This window comes from Lacicoccus alkaliphilus DSM 16010, assembly GCF_900142805.1.
GTDB classification, from domain to species: domain Bacteria; phylum Bacillota; class Bacilli; order Staphylococcales; family Salinicoccaceae; genus Lacicoccus; species Lacicoccus alkaliphilus.
Genome location: NZ_FRCF01000002.1, coordinates 20,685 through 39,889 on the forward strand (window position 1 = coordinate 20,685; position 19,205 = coordinate 39,889).

Here is a 19,205-nt window from a genome sequence, read left to right on the forward strand (position 1 = left end):
GTAGATCGTTTATGATCTACGGCATCATGCTCAATTTGGGCGGGTCTTTCAAATTTAAATATTATTTGATTCTGGTTTCGCCGTCGTCTTTGTACCCATGTTCAGATTCACGGGCAGCAGTTAAAATTGCAGTTAAAAACGCACCACATACCATTAATATTAAAAATGCATCCATTAGTCTGCCTCCTAGCGTACTCTCATATATTTTATATTATATCTGATTATATCACATTTAAAAAGAGGCATTTGAATTATTTTTAAACAGCCGGCATATGGTCAGTAACGGGTGTAGAAAATGCATGTTTTATCCTTTTCAAGGCTTTAAGTGTTATTTGTGATAAAATAATGGGTAAACTAAGTATGATATGTCTTAAACACATTATATGGAGGAAATGACCATGGCTATGAATTTCAAAATCTTCGACAACAAGGAAACTTTAAGTGTATATACTGCAGATATCTTAAGGAAACAGGTGCACAATAATCCGACAAGCCTTCTTGCATTGGAAATGAATGAGGACTTGAACTGGGCTTACGAGAAGTTCGTAGGGGAGACGAAGCAGCATCCTGCAGATTTTTCACAGGTGAACATCACACTGATCGGTCAGCCGACAACGGACGTCCTCGAGAAATTGAAGATACCTGAAAACCAGTTCCATAAGGACGGATCAAGTGAATCGCTCAACAGTCTTCTGAAAGATAAAGACCAGATCAGCCTGGGCCTGTTGTACCTTGACGACCAGGGCAACGTCGGCTTCAATGACGGGAATAAGAATGAGCCTGTATTCGAGGCGCGCGAATTGATGGTGGTGGCAGCAGGTGCCGATAAAGCGGATATAGTGAGGGCTCTGTACAATGCCAAAGAGAATGACAAGGATGCTTACAGCCAGATCAAGTCGCACCGTATGGTGACGGTCGTCCTGGACCGTGAAGCGGCATCCGGACTCGACCCTGACATCGTCGATTATTACAGTTATAAATTTGCATAGACTTGAAGAGGTGAAAGTGTGATGAAAAAGGCAGAGTGGAAAGGCCGGTATGAAAATACTGAGGATGAAGATTACAAGGAAATGGTGGATCCGGACCCGAATACGATGACCCATGACATGGAAGATGTGCGGGCACTCGGTGCGGAAATGGAACAGCTTTCCCAAAACCCGGACTATCCGATAGATACTTCCGTCGATGAATCTCATGAAGATCGAAAAGGAAATGACGAATAACAGATGAATCCTCTCGTAAACTAGTATAAAATGTTGATGTATACTAATTTACAGGAGGTTTTTTTCATTGTCATACAGAATTGAAAAAGATACTATTGGAGAAATCAAAGTACCCGCTGATAAATACTGGGCGGCACAGACGGAACGCAGCCGCCAGAACTTCCCGGTCGGGAAAGAGAAAATGCCGATAGAAGTGATCGTGGCATTCGCCGAACTTAAAAAAGCGGCAGCCGTCGCAAACAACAATCTGGGCAAGCTCTCCGACAACAAGAAAGATGCAGTCGCCCATGCATGCGACCGTGTGATCAACCGTGAACTGGACGAGCATTTCCCGCTGGTCGTCTGGCAGACCGGGAGCGGTACACAGAGCAACATGAACGTCAACGAAGTGGTCAGCTATGTGGCCAACGAGTACTTGCAGCAAAAAGGTATCGACGATGAGACAGTGCATCCGAACGATGATGTGAACATGTCCCAAAGCTCCAATGACACGTATCCTACAGCGATGCACGTGGCACTTCTCGTTTCTGTGGAAGAGCAGCTGCTGCCTGCACTGATGAAATTGAAAAAAACTTTCGAAGCACAGGAAGAGGAGTACAAAGATATCATCAAAATCGGACGTACGCATCTTCAGGATGCGACACCGCTCACCCTCGGCCAGGAAATCAGCGGCTGGAGATACATGCTTGAAAAGTGTGAGGAACTCATCGAAGAGTCGAAACGTCAGCTCAGAAACCTCGCCATCGGCGGCACAGCGGTGGGCACGGGCATCAATGCACACCCTGAATTCGGCGCGCGTGTGGCAAGGGAGCTGTCCGTCCAGACCGGTTATGAATTCAAATCCAGCCCGAATAAGTTCCACGCACTGACAGCGCATGACGAAGTGGTCTATCTGCATGGTGCACTTAAAGCGCTTGCAGCCGACCTCATGAAGATCGCAAACGATGTAAGATGGCTGGCTTCAGGCCCGCGTGCCGGCATTGCCGAAATAGAGATCCCTGCAAATGAACCGGGATCATCCATCATGCCCGGCAAGGTCAACCCGACACAGTCCGAAATGCTGACGATGGTGGCCACACAGGTCTTCGGGAATGACACGGCAGTCGGTTTTGCAGCATCACAGGGCAACTTCGAACTGAATGTATTCAAGCCTGTGATTTTATACAACACACTGCAGTCCATCTACCTGCTTTCAGACGGCATGGTGACGTTCAATGATAAATGTGCAGTGGGCATCCGACCGATTCATGACAATATAGACAGGTTCCTGAACAATTCACTGATGCTGGTGACAGCCCTCAATCCGCATATCGGCTATGAAAAAGCCGCTAAAATCGCTAAAAATGCACATGAAAAGGGCATCACCCTGAAGGAATCGGCGGTTGAATCAGGCCACCTGACAGAGGAACAGTTCGATGAATGGATCAGACCGGAAGATATGACCGAATCTAAAGAGTAGGTGAGCGCACTATGTTACGGATAGGCTTGATAGATATAGGCTCGAACACTGTGAGGCTGGTGTTATTCGAGTACACGGAAGAGACGGGTTTGAAGGAACTCCAAAATATAAAGACCCCGGCAAGGCTGGCACGGTACCTCACTGAAGACGACCTCATGGAAGAGGAAGGGGTCGACCTTCTGGTGGATATACTCAAAAGCTTCCAGCTGATTGCCGGTAAGTATGATGTAGTCGACTTGTACCCGGTCGCCACTGCGGCGATCAGGAAGTCTTCCAACGTGGATGATATTGTAAAGCGTGTCAAACAGGAGCTGGGCATCGATATCAAGGTGATCACGGGGAAAGAGGAAGCCTATTACGGCTTCCACGCAGTCACACATACGATCAGCAACCCGGACGCCGTCACCATCGATATTGGCGGAGGCAGCACCGAACTCACCTTCTACGAAGATAAAGAGCTCATCTATTCAACAAGCATCCCTTACGGTGTGGTGACTCTCCAGGAGATGTTCTTTGAAGGGAAAGCCCATAACGATGAAGGCGCCATCAAGGAAGCACGGAAACATATTGAAGAAGAGCTTGGAAAGGTCAGGTGGCTCTCCAAACGGCGTGTACCCATTTTGGCCATCGGCGGCAGTGCCCGGAACGTCGCCCGGATCCATCAGTCGATGATCAATTATCCGATCGCCGGTGTACATGGCTATTCCCTTGAAAGGGATGGGCTGGATGATGTAATGGATATCCTTAGGAGGACGGACGAAGATGATTTGGATGACATCGACGGGCTGAGCAGGGACCGGAGCGATATCATCCTGCCGAGTCTGCTTGTATTCCAGACATTGTATGATCTCGTCGATGCCAGGGAATTCAAGTTCAGCCGCAAGGGATTGCGTGAAGGACTTGCCATGTCCTTGATTTCAAAAGAAGAACCGGAGGCATTCAACAAACATAAGATATATGAAGATGCCATGGATGGCCTGGCGAATGATTTCAAACTGAATCGGGAAACAGCAGCGAAGCGCACCGAAATCACGGAACGTGTGTATCACGAACTGAACCGTCACGACTTGTTCTCCATCTCGAAGCACGATAAATATCTGCTGAAGAATGCAGCGAAAATATTCTATCTCGGTGATTTCATAGATCGTGACGCGACGAGCCAGCATACATTCTATCTGCTGGCCAACAGCAACATCAACGGCATCGTCCATCGTGACCGGGTCAGGCTTGCATTGATAGCGAGCTTCAAGAATAAGACGCTCCTCAAATTTTATGCGGAAGATGTGGGCTGGTTCGATGATGAGGATATCAAGCTGCTGCTCGACCTCGGGAGCATCCTCAAATTCTCCAATGCACTCAACATCTCGCATACGAATATCGTCCATGACCTCTATCTCGATGAAAATGAAGACGGGTATGTATTGACGGTCGAATATAAGGGCGATCCGATCGCCGAAGAATATCAGGCCTCAAGGCAAAAGAAGCACATCGAGAAAATCCTCGGTGAAAAAATGGCCATAAAATTTATAGAAGCTTAACATTTCAGTAGCATCAATGGTGATTGGAGGGATGACTGTGGAATATAAACTCGATGATAAAGCATATTATGACAATCGGGAACTGAGTTGGTTAAGATTCAATTACAGGGTGCTGGAAGAGGCGATCGACACGCATAATCCATTACTCGAACGATTCAAGTTCCTCGCAATCACCAGTTCCAATCTTGACGAATTCTTCATGGTCAGGGTGGGCGGCCTGAAAGATCAGGTGAAGATGAATTATCATGAGCCTGAGAATAAGACTAAGATGACTCCGGTCGAACAGCTTGAAAACATCAGCGAATTGAACAGGCAAAATTGCGAAACGCAGTACAATATATTCAATGATTTGAAAAGTGAGCTTGAGCATTATGGTATTTATTTCAGGAGGCCTGAGGATCTGCCTGATGAATTCAAGGCGGAGACGGACGATATTTTTGACCGGGAAATATTCCCCTCATTGACTCCGCTTGGTATAGATGCATACCGTCCGTTCCCCAAGCTGATGAATAAGAAGATCAATATCTTCGTGGATTTATCCAATGAGCTCGGGGCGCAGACGGCGATCGTCCAGCTGCCGACGATCATCGAACGGTTCTATACTTTCCATGATGACGGCAGGACGTATGTCGTACTGTCGGAAGATATCATCATCAGAAATGTCGATAAATTGTTCAAAGGGTATAATATAGACCGCACATTCGCCTTCAGGATCACACGGAACGCCGACCTCACCATTCATGAAGAAGGGGCGCAGGATCTGCTGATCGAGATTGAACGGTTTTTGAAAGAACGTACAAAAGGTGCAGCAGTTCGGCTTGAGCTGGACATCAGGGACAACAATACGATCAACGGGTCATTTTTAAGGGAGGAGCTGGCTCTCGGTGAAGAGGATGTCTATAAATTTGACGGTCCTCTGGACCTGACTTTCCTTTTCGAGTTCGTCTCGAAACTTAAAGACAGGCATCCGAACCTGACGTACCCGCCGTTTGAGCCGCAGTCTCCAAAGTTCCTCGGTACGGACAATATTTATGAACGTGCTTTGAAGGAAGATATCTTCCTCCATCATCCGTTCGAGTCATTCCAGCCGATCGTGGACTTCGTCAAGGCGGCGGCGGAAGATCCGGATGTGCTTGCAATCAAGCAGACGCTATACCGGGTGTCGAGTGATTCGCCGATCATCGGCGCATTGAAAGAGGCTTCCGAAAATGGCAAGCAGGTCTCTGTGCTGGTGGAGCTGAAAGCGCGTTTCGACGAAGAGAGCAATGTCCACTGGGCCAAAGAACTGGAGGATGCAGGATGTCATGTGATTTACGGCATGAACTACCTGAAGACCCACAGTAAAATCACGCTTGTCATCAAACGTGTGAAGAACACGCTTGTGAGATTCGTCCATCTGGGAACGGGAAATTATAATGATTCCACCGCGAAACTGTACACGGATATGGGAATCATCACGACAGACCCGAAAATCGGTGACGATGCGATCAACTTCTTCAATTATTTGAGCGGTTATTCTTTAAAACCCGAATATAATTCGCTGCATGTTGCGCCATTTGAAATCAGGGATCTTTTCGATGATTACATCGATAAGGAGATACGTTTCCATAAGGCGCACGGTAACGGCTATATATTCGCCAAAATGAACTCACTCACGGATAAGAAGATCATCGATAAACTGTTGATCGCTTCCCAGGAAGGGGTCAAGATCGACCTCGTGATCCGCGGGATATGCTGTCTTAAATCAGGCATCCCGGGAGTCAGCGAAAACATCCGTGTCGTCAGTGTGGTCGGCAGGTATCTTGAACACACGAGAATCTACTACTTCCACCATAATGGAGGGGATAAGATGTTCCTGTCATCCGCCGACATGATGACCAGGAACATGATCAAGCGTGTGGAGATCCTGTTCCCGGTGAATGACAGACGGTTCATCGAGGAACTGAAGGACATCAATGCACTTTACCTTGCCGACAATAAAAAGGCGCGCTTACAGAATCCTGACGGCACTTATGCCTACGTCAAAAATGACCTTCCGCTGATCAGTGCCCAGGAAGAACTGATGCGGCGCGCATTGAAAGTCAATCGTGAACAGATAGAGGAAAAAGAGAACTACTTATTGACGAGGATCCGGAACAGATTCAAAAAAAACAGCTGATCTCACATAAAAAACCTGGAATCCATGGGATTCCAGGTTTTTTATAATGTGTCCTTATCCAGTGAAACGTTGATTTCCTTTTGAAGAATCGGATGGATGAACGTCATTTTGTAGCTGAACAATTGCAGATCGCGCAATGTCGAGCCGCCGTATAACGGATCTCCGATGATCGGGAAACCGATATGTGCCAGGTGGACCCTGATCTGATGTGTACGCCCGGTTTCCAGCTCCAGCTCGATTTCACAGTAGTCATTCGTCACTTTGGAGCTGATGATATTTGTCACCGCTTCTTTTCCGTGGGAGGCAGAAACATGATATTTGTTCCGTTCCCTCGGATTTTTGACGATCGGTGCGGAAATGGTCTGCGGCTCCAGGCGTCTCTTTGTGTCGACCCTTGCGATGTATACACGTTTGATTTCCCGCTCGGCCAGCATATGGTCGAGCATCTTCTTGATGTATGGATGTTTCGCCACGAGGATCACGCCTTTCGTCTCCTGGTCGAGGCGGTGCACAGGCTCCAGGTAATCCACATCGAGCGTGTAGAGTGCATGGTTCAAAAGAGTGTTCGTCTCGTGCATTTCGTTCGGATGTGTTTTGACGCCGCGCGGTTTGAAAAGGAGCGCGAGGTATCTGTCTTCATATAACACTTCGCACGTCCTGTAGCTCGGCTTGTACTGGCTTTTTTCTTCTTCCGCCGGGAGGACCACGATGTCCCCTTGACGGATGACGGTGTTCAGGGGCTTCTGCTCCGAGTTGATTTTTATGTCTTTGGACATGCGGAGCAGGTGAAGTTCCTTTTTGGGTAAGTGAAGCGTCTTCAATACGTCTTCGAGGGACTGGCCGTCAAAATTTTCATGCACTGTGAATTTCATCCGCTATTCTCCTGACGTCGCTGCAATGAATGACTCATAAGTTGCAACATCGCCCGGATTCCCGGTCATTCTTTCAACTTCTTCACCATCTTCGAAATAGATGATCGTCGGTGTCGCTTCGAGCTGATACGTCATCCATGGTTCTTCATACTCGAGGACGTTCAGCTGGATCAGATCTTCATCCGACTGTTCAAAAGCCTCCATCAGAAGTGGTGTCGCTTCCTGACAGTGTGCACACGTCGGGGACCAGAAGTAGACGTACTGGCCGTCAGTGTCCTCGATTGCGGACGCCACCTCATCAGGGGTCTGGTTATAGTGGTAGTTTTCATCATCGAGTGACTCTATCGTCGGCCCCGTCAATTCTTCAGGTTCCCTGTCCGTATAAGGGTAGTAGCCTGAGTCGCTCAGCTGATCCGGTTCGGAGGAATTGTTGCTCATGACCACGAAGATTGCGATGAAAGCAACAACAATTGCTGCGATGATTCCGTAAAATATTTTATTTCCCATTCAATGATACGCTCCTTTTATTTTTTAATGAATAAAGACATCGTAAAGATCAGTATAAATGCAATCAGTGCCAAAAATGGAATCGTTATAAAGCCGAGCCAATTTATATATTGTACAGTACAGTCCACACCCGTGCAAGCAGGCAGGCTGTCGGCTACAAAGGAGGCTTTCTGCAGGATGTAGTGGTAGGCGGAGGTGAGGATGCCGATTCCGCTGAAGGCCATGACATAATACCGCGAATTTACATCGTTCCTGATCAGGCCGATCAAGGAAATGAGCACGATGGGGTACATGATGATACGCTGATACCAGCACATCTCACATGGCACGTACATCCTGACTTCACTGAAATACAGCGAACCGAGGGTCGCGATCAATGAGACAAGGAATATCAGCTGCATGAACAGTTTGTCATTTTTCATATGAGAGCCCTCCCTCTTACTTTCTTTAGTTGCATTCATACTATAATATTATAAATGCAACACGTCATCATTTACCAACAATATTTTTACAAATTGAGTACATCGAGATGAAGATTAGGGTGTGACGATGAAGGATAAATTAAAATTGTTGAAAGATATCGCAGAGTTCTTGAATGAAGAGACCGACCTGAAGACGATGCTTGACGGTGCGCTCCGTGAGCTCATCGATCATACGGCGTTCGAAACCGGCTGGATCTTCTTCATCAATGAAGCGGGTGAACATGAAATGGCGGCCCACTATCAGTTGCCGCCGTCGCTTAAAAAACGTGACTGCCATTACATGGAGGATGGAAGCTGCTGGTGCGTCCGGGCATATCAAAAAGGGCACCTGCAGACTGCGACGAACATCTTCGTATGCTCAAGGCTCGAGAAGGCACAGCTGGAGTTTCCCGGGGAAAACAAAGGGATCACGCATCATGCCACCATGCCGCTCATATCCGGCACGGAGTCGTTCGGCCTTTTGAACGTCGCCAGTCCAAACCGGGAAGAGTTCGACAAGGATGAACTTGCGCTGCTCGAATCGGTCTCATTCCAGATCGGTTCGACCTTGAAGAGGATAGAGCTGACAGCCAAAGAGAAGGAAAGTGTCGTCATCAAAGAACGGCAGCGGCTTGCACGGGACCTGCATGATTCCGTCAATCAGATGCTTTTTTCAATCGGCATCACCTCCCATGCGGCAAAATCGTTATCCGGCAACGGCAAAGTGGATGAAGCGCTGACTTCAATCGAGAATACATCAAAGCATGCGATGAAAGAGATGAAGGCGCTGATATGGCAGTTGAAGCCGATCGGGCTGGAAAACGGCATCCTGCATGCGATCGAATCCTACAGCGACCTCCTCGGGGTCGACGTCAATATAGAACTCGAGGGCTTCTACAGTATCAGTGATGCTGCCGAGACGGAACTGTACCGCGTCATCCAGGAAAGTTTGAATAATGTGATGAAACATTCGGGTGTCAGGGCAGCTGATGTTAAAATGACCGTACAGGATAAACAGCTCGTGACCACTGTGACCGACAGGGGTGCAGGATTCGACCTCCGGAAAAAGACGGTGACGAGCTATGGTTTCGGCAACATGAGGGAGCGCATCAGGAAGCTCGGCGGGGAGCTGGATATAGAAACTGAAATTGATGAAGGTACGGTCGTCAGGATCACTGTACCGATTGAGGAGTGAAACATATGTACAACGTCGTCATAACAGATGATCATCATATTGTGCGGGAAGGCATGAAATTCCTGCTGTCGACCACCGATAACATCAATGTGCTCAAAGATTTCGGCAGCGCCAGGGAAACGCTGGAATATTTGAAGGAGAACCATAAAAATGTGGACTTGATACTGCTGGATCTTGTCATGCCTGAGATGGACGGCATCGAACTCACCCGGACCATCAAGGCGGAATATCCGAAGGTGAAAGTGCTCATCCTCTCGAGCTATACAAGCGAAGAGTATATCAGGCCGGTTTTCCAGGCGAGGGCGGACGGCTATATCATCAAAGAGATGGAAGCGGAAGAGCTCGTCTCTTCCATCAAGGACGTGATACAAGGTGAGAAAGTCATCCACCCGAACATCCTGAAGGTGATGGATAACGCCGGGAATCTGCCGCATGAAAGGAATGCCCTGTCCGCGAGGGAAGTGGAAGTGTTGAAGGAGATTGTAAAGGGCAAGTCCAATAAAGAGATCGGGGAAGCACTTTATGTCAGTGAAAAAACCGTTAAAACACATGTCAGCCATATATTGAACAAGCTGGAAGTCTCCGACCGTACACAAGCTGTGATCTACGCCATCAAATATAACCTGGTGAAACTCTGAGAAAGGATATGGTGGAACATAAGTCCTGAAAAGATATAATATTTCACAGAGAATGTAAAATCCGTACATTAGTCTCCTAGGGGAAAGGCATCAGCGTAAGACTACAGTCTTACGCGATGACCCAGGAAAGCTAACGTACGGATTAGTTTTTCTTAAGATACTTATGTCCCAGCCCCTTTTAATTTTTCCGGTTTCCATCTCATGGTCTAGAAAAATGTAATGGAACCGTCCATGAAATGCTATAAAAAAATTATATATCCATAGCTGCCCTCTCTGCTATAATAAGGTTTGTGAAAAATTCAGTTGTTAAAGCAGCGTTTTAGCTGTATAATTTGAAAATGTTTTCATTACATAACAGGGAGGAAGATTATGAAAGTCGGTAATCGTTTAACTATATATATTATCATCGGCCTGGTCGCGGGCATCATCATCGGGTCCGTATTCAACCTGATGTCGGAACAGGCATGGGTGCAGTGGATCGACCAATACATATTCAATCTGGTGGGGCAGTTGTTCCTGAGCATGATATTCATGATGGTCGTTCCTGTCGTGTTCATATCGATTGTGCTCGGTGTCGTTGGTGTCGGTGATCCTAAAACCCTTGGCGGGCTCGGCATCAAGACACTCGCATTTTATCTGACGACGACGGCAATCGCGATTTCACTTGCCATCATCGTTGCGCTGGTACTGCAGCCGGGCGAGGGGCAGTCTGAGCTTCTTGATTCTTCCGAAGTGGAAGAGTACCGGGAAACCGAACTCGAGGGCAGCACCGGGGAAGCGATTGAACAGACGTTCGATCAGACGATCATCAACATCATACCGACGAACGTGATTGAAGCCATGGGGGCGGCGAACATGCTCCAGATCATTGCATTCGCAGTCTTCATCGGTATTGCGATGATTGCGGTCAAAGATAAAGTGCCCGGCCTGATCAGGCTGTTTGAAGAGGCCAACGAAGTCGTCATGTGGATCGTCCTCGCCATCATGAAATATTTTGCGGCAATCGGAGCCTTCGGGCTCGTGGCAACCGCCTTCACCCAGGCCGGATTCGGGGCGATCCAGCAGCTCGGCATGTACTTCGTCTGCGTGCTGCTTGCACTGTTCATCCATTTTGCCGTCGTTTACGGTTCAGCTGTGCAGTTCCTTGCGAAGAAGAGCTTCCTCTGGTTCGTCAAAGGATTCGCACCGGCAATCGGTGTCGCGTTCAGTACATCCTCATCCAGTGCAGTACTGCCGATCTCCATGGAAACGGCACAGAACAATTTGAAAGTCAAAAAGAGCATATCCAGTTTCGTCCAGCCGCTCGGCGCGACGATCAACATGGATGGCACTGCCATCATGCAGGGTGTGGCGACGGTATTCATCGCCCAGCTGTCAGGGGTCGACCTGACTGTCATGGAAATGGCGACGGTCGTCATCATCGCCGTGGTGGCAAGCATCGGCACGGCCGGGGTGCCGGGGGTCGGGCTGGTCATGCTCGCAATGGTGTTGACTGCAGTGGGTCTCGATCCGGCGGCAATCGGCATCATCATCGGCATCGACCGGCTGCTTGATATGACGCGTACTGCTGTAAACGTCACCGGCGACGCGACAATAGCACTCGTGTTGAATGAGCAGGAGAAAAGAATAGTGGCAAACGGCAAAGTCAAAGCATAATTTTACATCTTTTCTGCAAAATGATATATAATGATGAGAGTATATAAGATATCCATAAGTGAACACTTATTGAACTTATCTTGTATACTCTTTTATTTTTGGTAATTTTATATTATTATATGTTAAGTGTATATTTTGATGTCAGCGTCGGCAGCGACAGGCCGTTGTATTTTTGAAAGGATGTTATTTAATGGATAAGCAAGCTTTTATAGAAACTTTACAGTCCAAATTTAAGATGGTACGTACCGAAGCCGGGTACACACAAGACTCGATGAGTCACACGATCGGACTATCAAAGAAGACACTGGTCCAAATTGAGAAAGAACGTATTCTGCCTAACTGGACCACATGCATTTCTTTATGTGCACTATTCAGGAATAGTGAGGTCCTGACCAATACCTTTGCAGGCGATCCTATAGAACTTGCCCAGGTGATATCGAGAGGCCATTGTGTCTACCCCCTTTATGAGAGTGAGAAAGTGTACTGGGAAACACTTGAGACAAGAAATGGCTATGTGCTTCAATTCAATAAAGGCAATAAGATCTACAGGGTATTGAACGACCAGAACCAGCCGGTCCATGCTTCCTACATTGAACGTGAAATCAGGACATTCTTCAATAAACAGACAGATTTACAGCTGGCATAAACTCTGTGATCGTCTAAATGATGAGCAAAGCGCATGACGCTTTGCTCTTTTTTCAACAGTCGTTTTGATTTATGGTATCATTACGAAGTGAAGAAAGTGAGACATGCAGGGAGAGGAACTGGATGAATACAGTGGGTTTAATAATATTCATGGTGGTGACAGGGTCATTGATCGCAGGTTTTACGAATATGCTTGCCATCAGGATGCTGTTCCGGCCTTATGAGGCGAAATATATATTCGGCATCAAGCTGCCGTTCAGCCCGGGTGTCATACCGAGCCGCCGGAGTGAAGCCTCCACCAAACTCGGAAAAATCATCACCGGCCATCTGCTGACACCCGATGTTTTCATCAATAAAGTCAAAAGTCCGGAAACGGACCGCTTCATCATGAATTTCATCGACAGACAGATTGCCACGATCGAGGAAGAAAAACTCAGCATCGGTTATTTCCTTGAGCGTCTGCATCCCGGCCTCAGCGAAAAAGTGATCTCGGGATTCAATCAAGAACTTGAGAATAAGATATCGGAAGAAAGTGACAGATTATATACATCGAGGATAGAAGACCTTGTGCCGCGCGATGCCATGCATACGATCGATATGAAGGTGATGCAGTTCCAGCCTGAGATCATCCGGAAGCTTGAAGCGTATATGACATCCGACAAAGGGTATGAAGATCTATACATCATGACGGATGAGTTCATTGAAAAAAGAGGCCGCGTCGCCAAATCCCTGAAGTATTTCATGACCAAGGAGAACATCGCCCTCAATATCCAGAAAGAACTCGTCAAATTGATCAACCATCCCAAAATGTTCGAAATCATGGAAAGGTTCATCATGGAAGAGTATACAAAGGTGAAAGGCAGAACCGTCAACGACTTCCTGTCGGAAGATGATAAGGAGGAACTTGTATCCAGCATCAGCAGTGTGCTGGAAGAACGCATCGACATCCGCAGTCTGCTGGACAGGCCGATCATTGAATTCAACAAAGAATACTTCATCTCTTTCAAGGAACGTGGAAAGTACCGCCTGAAGGACAACACCATCGACTACCTTGCCCACAATATGGGCAGAATCATGGATAAGCTGCAGCTTGCCGAAGTGATCAAAAAACAGATAGACAGCTTCGAGCTTGCCCACATTGAAAATCTGGTCATGGAGGTGGCTAAAAAAGAGTTCCAGATGATCACCCTGCTCGGGTTCATCCTGGGTGCAGTCATCGGACTGTTCCAGGGCATCGTGGTGGTGTTGTTATAATTTAAGGGAATATGTTACAGTAGACACATCAAAAAAATAAGGAGTTTTATGATGTCAGCAAATGTATACGATCAAGCCAATGCACTTGAGAGTGCACTCAGAGAATCAGATGAATTCAACAATATGAAAGAACTTTATGGAAAAGTGAACAGCAACCCTGAATCCAAGGCAATGTTTGATGAATTCAGACAGGTGCAGATGGAGCTTCAGCAAAAACAGATGCAGGGTGAGGAAATCCTTGAAGAAGATGTTCAGAAGGCACAGAGCTCAGCTGCGGAAATTGAAAATGATGAGAACATCAAAGCGTTGATGGAAGCTGAACAGAACATGAGTCAGCTGATTCAGGACTTGAACCGCGTCATCATGAAACCGATTGAAGAGTTATACGGAATCAACAACCAAAATTAATTTTTGAGAGGTCTATTCTTAGGCCTCTTTTGTTTTGAAATTTGATATACTGATTATAGATGAACAGATAAAGTAAAGTTGGTGAAATTTGTGGTTAAATTTATACATTGTGCTGACCTGCATTTGGACAGTCCGTTTAAATCCCGGCAAAAGATGCCGAAGAACATCTTCGATGATCTGATCTCAAGTACATATAAAAGTGTGACAAGAATGATTGATGCCGCGATAGAAGAGAAGGTGGACTTCATCATCATCGCAGGCGATGTTTTCGATAAGGAAAACCGGACTTTAAAATCGGAAACTTTTTTGAAGAGGCAGTTTGAACGCCTCAAAAATAACGGCATTTTCGTCTATATGCTGCATGGCAACCATGACCCGTTGACTGAAAATGCGAAAACAAAATGGCCGGATAATGTGAGCGTCTTCAAAGAGCAGGTGGAAACATTCGAATCCGTGAGCTCAAAAGGTGAACGTATATTCCTCCACGGGTTCAGCTACTTCCTGGATGATTCCTATGAGAACAAGCTGGACGACTATCCCGTCAACAGTCTGAATGAAGGCATCCATATCGGCATACTGCACGGCACTTATTCCAAATCGGAGCACAAACAGGCACGCTATACCGAATTCAACCTTGAGAACCTCAACAGCAAGCTGTATCATTACTGGGCGCTCGGTCATATCCATGTGCGGGAGCAGCTCTCCGATCTGCCTCCGATCCATTACCCCGGAAACATCCAGGGCAGGAATAAAAACGAATACGGTGATAAGGGATTTCTGCTCGTCGAAGGCGATGAGGTCTTCCTCGGCACTACATTCGTCCCTGTGCATGAAATCAATTTTGCAGAATATACACTGGATATGCCGACGCTTGACAAACATGATGTCTATCAGGGCATTGTGGAGTTCAAATCACGGCTGCGCCCGGCAGGCAAAAAAATCATTCAGCTGACGCTCCATCATGAAGGGGATGATGAACTGTCCGAAGCGGATTATAATGAACTTCTTCTGCTGCTCCATGAAGATGAGCAGGATGTAAAAGATTTCATATGGATTGATGCCCTGTCGGTCGATTATGTCAACCAGAACCAGACTGCGATCCTCAATGATATAAAGGCAAGTTATTCCGACAACAATGAAATTTTCAAAGAGGCCCTGAACAGCATGTATATGGATCCAAAGATCAACCGTCTTCTGCCGCCGATGCAGGACCTTAAAAAAGAGGATTATATGAAGCTTGGCGAAGAACGCTTGAAAATGTTGATGAGGAAGTAGTGAAAATATGAAGATTTTATCCTTAAATATATATGGATACGGAAAAATTGCCGAAACGGAGATAAAAACACCGCACCAGTTCGTGCAGATATTCGGCGAAAATGAAGCGGGGAAGTCCACCATGCAGTCATTCATCCACTCTGTGCTTTTCGGTTTCCCGACCCGTAAAGAAGCGGAACCCAGGAGAGAGCCGCGCATGCATAACATGTACGGCGGAAAACTCACCGTCGACTTCGAAGATGGGGGAGGGCCGGTCGAAATTGAAAGGGTCAAAGGCAACAGGGTGCAGGGTGATGTGAAGATATACCTGGATGACGGTTCATCCCGGAGTGAAGAATGGCTGATCAGGAAGATGAACTTCATTGATAAGCGCACCTACCGTTCCATATTTTCATTCGATGTTCTCGGCCTGCAGGATATCCATAAAAATATGACGGAAGACAAACTCCAGGAGTACCTGCTCCGTGCCGGCGCACTGGGTTCTCATGAATATGATGAGATGTTATCCGCCATCGACCAGGAGTTGAAGGATCTATATAAAAAGAACGGCATCAATCCAAAAATCAACCAGGAACTGGTTGAGCTGCGTGAAATCAATGAAAAGATCAGGAAGCTGGAAGCCGAGGAATCGAATTATAATCATCTGACCACAGAGCAGATGAAGTATGAGGAAAGCCTCAATGCCAAACGGGATGCGCTCAACCAGCTGGATACAGTGAGAAAGCAGAAGATGAAAGAGATCATGTATCATAAAGATATCAAGGATTGGAAGGCTTTGGAGGGCGTGCTGAATGTGGCGCCGCCTGTGTTCCCTGAAAAAGGCATCGAAAGATATGAGTCTTTGAAGAACGGTTATGAACAGGCGGGTAAAGATATCGATCTCCGTCTGGAAAAACTGAAATCCCTGAAGGGGGAAATCAATCGGATCGAGCTGCCTGAAACGAAAGACATTGAATGTCTCGAGTCACTTAAAGCCCGGGAACCCGACATCAAGCAGAAAAATCTTGAAATCACCCGTCTCAACCACGCGATTGAAAATCTTGAAGATGAAATCGTTCAACTGCAGAAAGATATCGGCTGGCAGGATGAGCACCTTGAAGTGGATGATTCCAACATCATACGCGAATCTGTGCAGTCACTGCTTGCAAAACTCGATGAAGTCACTCTTGAAGAACAATACCTTGTGCGCGAAATAGACCATATCAAATCCGATATCAGACAGCTGGATCAGGAGATCACGGCACTCGAGGAAGCCCAGATCAGCGATGCACGGATCAGGACCAAGAAAGAAGTGCTTGATAAGGAAATCGAGCTGAAAGAAAAAGGCAAGATGTTCCAGCTGATTGAAAAGGAATATGAGAGGGAGAAGAGAGAGCGGAACCGCTCAAAAAGGAACCAGACCACCCTCATACTCGGCATCAGCGTCGTGACATTGGTCATCGGCATCATATACTTCATCAATTCGGCACCGGGCATGGGCACGGTCTTCACAGTGATCGGTGCAGCCGCTCTGCTGATCCTCCTGCTGACGAACAGGGAAGAGGAGGAAAACCTGAGGACGGATTATGAAAGGGAAGTGGCGGCGCTCAAAGATGAGATTGAGCAGATCAAGCAAGGGAATGATGTGGATTTCGACTTGAATGATGCCAGGGATTTAAAGATGGATCTCAGGACCCAAAAATCGAAACGCATTTCATTCAATGTGAAAATCGAAGAACTGAAGGAAACTTTGGCGATGAAAGAAACAGAGCATGACCGTCTGAACACCGACCTCCTGGAAATGAAAAGGAAATTGAAAATCAACCCTGAGATTGAGAACAAGTATATCGTGGATGCGATATATACGATTCGTGAGATCAAGCAAAAGAGGAACCAGATCAGCAGGCACAGCGTCGAGAAGGACAATATCATCAGAAGCCTGCAGGACTTCAAGCGTGAAGTGAAGGAAGATGTGTCGAAATTTGGAATCACATATAATGATTCAGCGATATTTTACGATGTGAATGCGAAGCTCACCGAACTCAATGAGAATATCGCAAATCATGACCATCTGACTGATCAGATCAAGCTTTTGGAAAATGAAATCAGCGTCATGGAAGAAAGGGTCGCTTCAGCCGTCAGGGAAATCAATGCGCTGTTCGACCAGGCAGATGCGGAAAACGAAGACGATTACTATTATCGTGCCCGCAGGTTCGAAGAGTATCAGGACAACCTGGATCGTTTCAAGGCACTCAGTGCTAAACTGGATGAAGAACTTTTCGATTATGATATGAGGAACGATCTCGCTTCCCTGATGCTGGCCGACCTCAAAGAAGAAGAAGCCGGAATCAACAGACAGATTGAACGTTTCAATGCACTTGTGCAGGACGAACAGAAAGTGCTCGCGGAAATCAATAAGGAAATAGATGTGCTGGAAAGTGACGGCAAATTAAGCGAACTCAACCATGAATATGAAATGAGGAAAAGCCTGATTCAGGGGCTCTCGGAAGACTATCTGTCGTTGAAGTATATCCAGCTGCTTATAGAAACCCACATCAAGGCCATCAAAGATGAGCGGCTTCCAATCGTCATCGAAGAAGCGAGGAGCATCTTCGAATTCGTGACGAGGGGACGGTATATCAATGTCATCTATGACGAACAGGGCATCACGGTCAGACATTCCAACGGCCAGCTCTTCCACCCTTTGGAGCTCTCGCAGTCAACGAAAGAAATGCTCTACATCAGCCTGAGGCTCAGCCTCATCAAAGCACTCCAGGGCTATTACCAGCTGCCGTTGATCATAGATGATGCTTTCGTCCATTTTGATAAGGAACGCAAGAAGATCATCATGGACTATCTGCGGAGTGAAGTGAAGGACCAGGTCCTCTATTTCACATGCAACCTTGATACGGCGATACCATCAAACCAGACAATCAGATTAAAAGAGAAAGTTAAATAGAGGTGAATTTTGTGACGAATATCGCAAATCTTAAAGCAGGGGACAGCGTGGAAACTTTTTACCTGATCAAGCGGAGCCAGCAGGGCGTGACCACTCAGGGGAAACCTTACATGACGTTGTACCTGCAGGACCGGTCAGGGGACATCGAGGCCAAACTCTGGACCGTTTCCAAAGAGGATATGGAGGCCCTTGTGCCGGAGACGCTGATCAAAGTCAAAGGTGACGTCATCGACTACCGTAATAAGCGTCAGATGAAAATAGCGATGTACCGCCTGGCGACAGAACAGGACGGACTGCATCCGAAGGATTTTGTTGAAAAGGCACCGATGGATGAAGACGCATTGCTTGAAAGCATACTGGACTATACTTTAAAGATTGAGAACGGTGCGCTGCAGCGCATAGTCCGTCAGCTTTTATCAAAATATAAAAGTGACTTTTTGTCCTATCCTGCAGCGATGACGAACCACCATGATTTCGTTTCGGGGCTGGCATATCATGTACACTACATGCTGAGGACTGCAGAAGCATTATGTGACATCTATCCATCATTGAACAGAAGTCTGCTGTACAGCGGCATCATACTCCACGATATCGGCAAAGTGAAGGAGCTGTCCGGTCCGATAGGGACGACTTACACGACGGAAGGCAACCTGATCGGTCATATCGTCATTGCAGTGGAGGAAATCACCAAAATTGCAGATGAACTGGAGATTGATGGTGAGGAAGTGCTGCTGCTCAAGCACCTGATCCTTTCACACCATGGAAAACTCGAGTACGGATCACCGAAAGTGCCGATGTTGAAGGAAGCGGAGATCCTGCACTTCATCGACAACATCGATGCGCGTATGATGATGATGGATAAACATCTTGAAAAGACGGATGAAGGCACATTTACAGAGCGGATCTTCCCTCTGGAGAACAGGAACCTGTATAAACCTGAGAGCTTCTAACAAGAAACACCCTCTCCATTACGATGAT

17 protein-coding genes are annotated in these 19,205 nt (G+C 46.9%); 14 read left to right on the top strand and 3 right to left on the bottom strand.

The window, feature by feature from the left end; genetic code table 11:
* Positions 1 to 398 precede the first annotated feature (398 nt).
* From BUA12_RS00220 to BUA12_RS00240, 5 genes are all read left to right on the top strand, one after another.
* Positions 399 to 989 carry a 6-phosphogluconolactonase gene (locus BUA12_RS00220; protein ID WP_072707195.1) on the top strand — a complete coding sequence of 197 codons (591 nt, stop codon included), beginning with the start codon at positions 399 to 401 and terminating at the stop codon, positions 987 to 989.
* 18 nt (positions 990 to 1,007) lie between these two features.
* Positions 1,008 to 1,223, top strand: coding sequence for a hypothetical protein (locus BUA12_RS00225; protein ID WP_143146055.1), 216 nt, complete (start codon positions 1,008 to 1,010; stop codon positions 1,221 to 1,223).
* Positions 1,224 to 1,290: 67 nt separating this feature from the next.
* The gene (gene fumC / locus BUA12_RS00230) at positions 1,291 to 2,682 is read left to right on the top strand and encodes a class II fumarate hydratase (protein ID WP_072707199.1); all 1,392 of its coding nucleotides are present in this window, start codon (positions 1,291 to 1,293) and stop codon (positions 2,680 to 2,682) included.
* 11 nt (positions 2,683 to 2,693) lie between these two features.
* Positions 2,694 to 4,220, top strand: a complete 1,527-nt coding sequence (locus BUA12_RS00235) for a Ppx/GppA family phosphatase (protein WP_072707201.1) — start codon at positions 2,694 to 2,696, stop codon at positions 4,218 to 4,220.
* Between the two features lie 31 nt (positions 4,221 to 4,251).
* Positions 4,252 to 6,378 (top strand): RNA degradosome polyphosphate kinase, encoded by a 2,127-nt coding sequence (locus BUA12_RS00240; RefSeq protein ID WP_072707203.1) that lies wholly within the window; start codon positions 4,252 to 4,254, stop codon positions 6,376 to 6,378.
* Positions 6,379 to 6,419: 41 nt separating this feature from the next.
* On the opposite strand, the gene BUA12_RS00245 is transcribed toward BUA12_RS00240, so the two are convergent.
* Genes BUA12_RS00245 through BUA12_RS00255 form a run of 3 tightly spaced genes read right to left on the bottom strand, consistent with a single transcriptional unit; the run spans position 6,420 to position 8,179 of the window.
* Positions 6,420 to 7,250 carry an RluA family pseudouridine synthase gene (locus BUA12_RS00245; protein ID WP_072707204.1) on the bottom strand — a complete coding sequence of 277 codons (831 nt, stop codon included), beginning with the start codon at positions 7,248 to 7,250 and terminating at the stop codon, positions 6,420 to 6,422.
* A gap of 3 nt (positions 7,251 to 7,253) precedes the next feature.
* The gene (locus tag BUA12_RS00250) at positions 7,254 to 7,757 is read right to left on the bottom strand and encodes a thioredoxin family protein (protein WP_072707206.1); all 504 of its coding nucleotides are present in this window, start codon (positions 7,755 to 7,757) and stop codon (positions 7,254 to 7,256) included.
* A gap of 17 nt (positions 7,758 to 7,774) precedes the next feature.
* Complete coding sequence (locus tag BUA12_RS00255; protein WP_072707208.1) at positions 7,775 to 8,179, bottom strand: disulfide oxidoreductase; 405 nt, start codon at positions 8,177 to 8,179, stop codon at positions 7,775 to 7,777.
* Positions 8,180 to 8,306: 127 nt separating this feature from the next.
* Here BUA12_RS00255 and BUA12_RS00260 point away from each other — a divergent pair, with 127 nt between their 5' ends.
* The 9 genes from BUA12_RS00260 (at position 8,307) to yhaM (ending at position 19,177) form a co-directional block, all read left to right on the top strand.
* Entirely contained in the window at positions 8,307 to 9,413 is a 1,107-nt protein-coding gene (locus BUA12_RS00260; protein WP_072707210.1) for a GAF domain-containing sensor histidine kinase, read from the top strand.
* 5 nt (positions 9,414 to 9,418) lie between these two features.
* Positions 9,419 to 10,051 (top strand): response regulator, encoded by a 633-nt coding sequence (locus tag BUA12_RS00265; protein WP_072707212.1) that lies wholly within the window; start codon positions 9,419 to 9,421, stop codon positions 10,049 to 10,051.
* A 369-nt stretch (positions 10,052 to 10,420) separates the two neighbouring features.
* Positions 10,421 to 11,707, top strand: coding sequence for a dicarboxylate/amino acid:cation symporter (locus BUA12_RS00270; RefSeq protein ID WP_072707214.1), 1,287 nt, complete (start codon positions 10,421 to 10,423; stop codon positions 11,705 to 11,707).
* Between the two features lie 190 nt (positions 11,708 to 11,897).
* Positions 11,898 to 12,353 carry an XRE family transcriptional regulator XdrA gene (gene xdrA, locus BUA12_RS00275; protein ID WP_072707216.1) on the top strand — a complete coding sequence of 152 codons (456 nt, stop codon included), beginning with the start codon at positions 11,898 to 11,900 and terminating at the stop codon, positions 12,351 to 12,353.
* 122 nt (positions 12,354 to 12,475) lie between these two features.
* Entirely contained in the window at positions 12,476 to 13,606 is a 1,131-nt protein-coding gene (locus BUA12_RS00280) for a DUF445 family protein (RefSeq protein ID WP_072707218.1), read from the top strand.
* Positions 13,607 to 13,657: 51 nt separating this feature from the next.
* Complete coding sequence (locus BUA12_RS00285) at positions 13,658 to 14,014, top strand: YlbF/YmcA family competence regulator (RefSeq protein WP_072707220.1); 357 nt, start codon at positions 13,658 to 13,660, stop codon at positions 14,012 to 14,014.
* A 90-nt stretch (positions 14,015 to 14,104) separates the two neighbouring features.
* The gene (locus tag BUA12_RS00290) at positions 14,105 to 15,289 is read left to right on the top strand and encodes a metallophosphoesterase family protein (RefSeq protein ID WP_072707222.1); all 1,185 of its coding nucleotides are present in this window, start codon (positions 14,105 to 14,107) and stop codon (positions 15,287 to 15,289) included.
* A gap of 7 nt (positions 15,290 to 15,296) precedes the next feature.
* Positions 15,297 to 18,227, top strand: a complete 2,931-nt coding sequence (locus tag BUA12_RS00295; protein WP_072707224.1) for an ATP-binding protein — start codon at positions 15,297 to 15,299, stop codon at positions 18,225 to 18,227.
* An 11-nt stretch (positions 18,228 to 18,238) separates the two neighbouring features.
* Entirely contained in the window at positions 18,239 to 19,177 is a 939-nt protein-coding gene (gene yhaM, locus BUA12_RS00300) for a 3'-5' exoribonuclease YhaM (RefSeq protein WP_072707226.1), read from the top strand.
* Positions 19,178 to 19,205 lie beyond the last annotated feature (28 nt).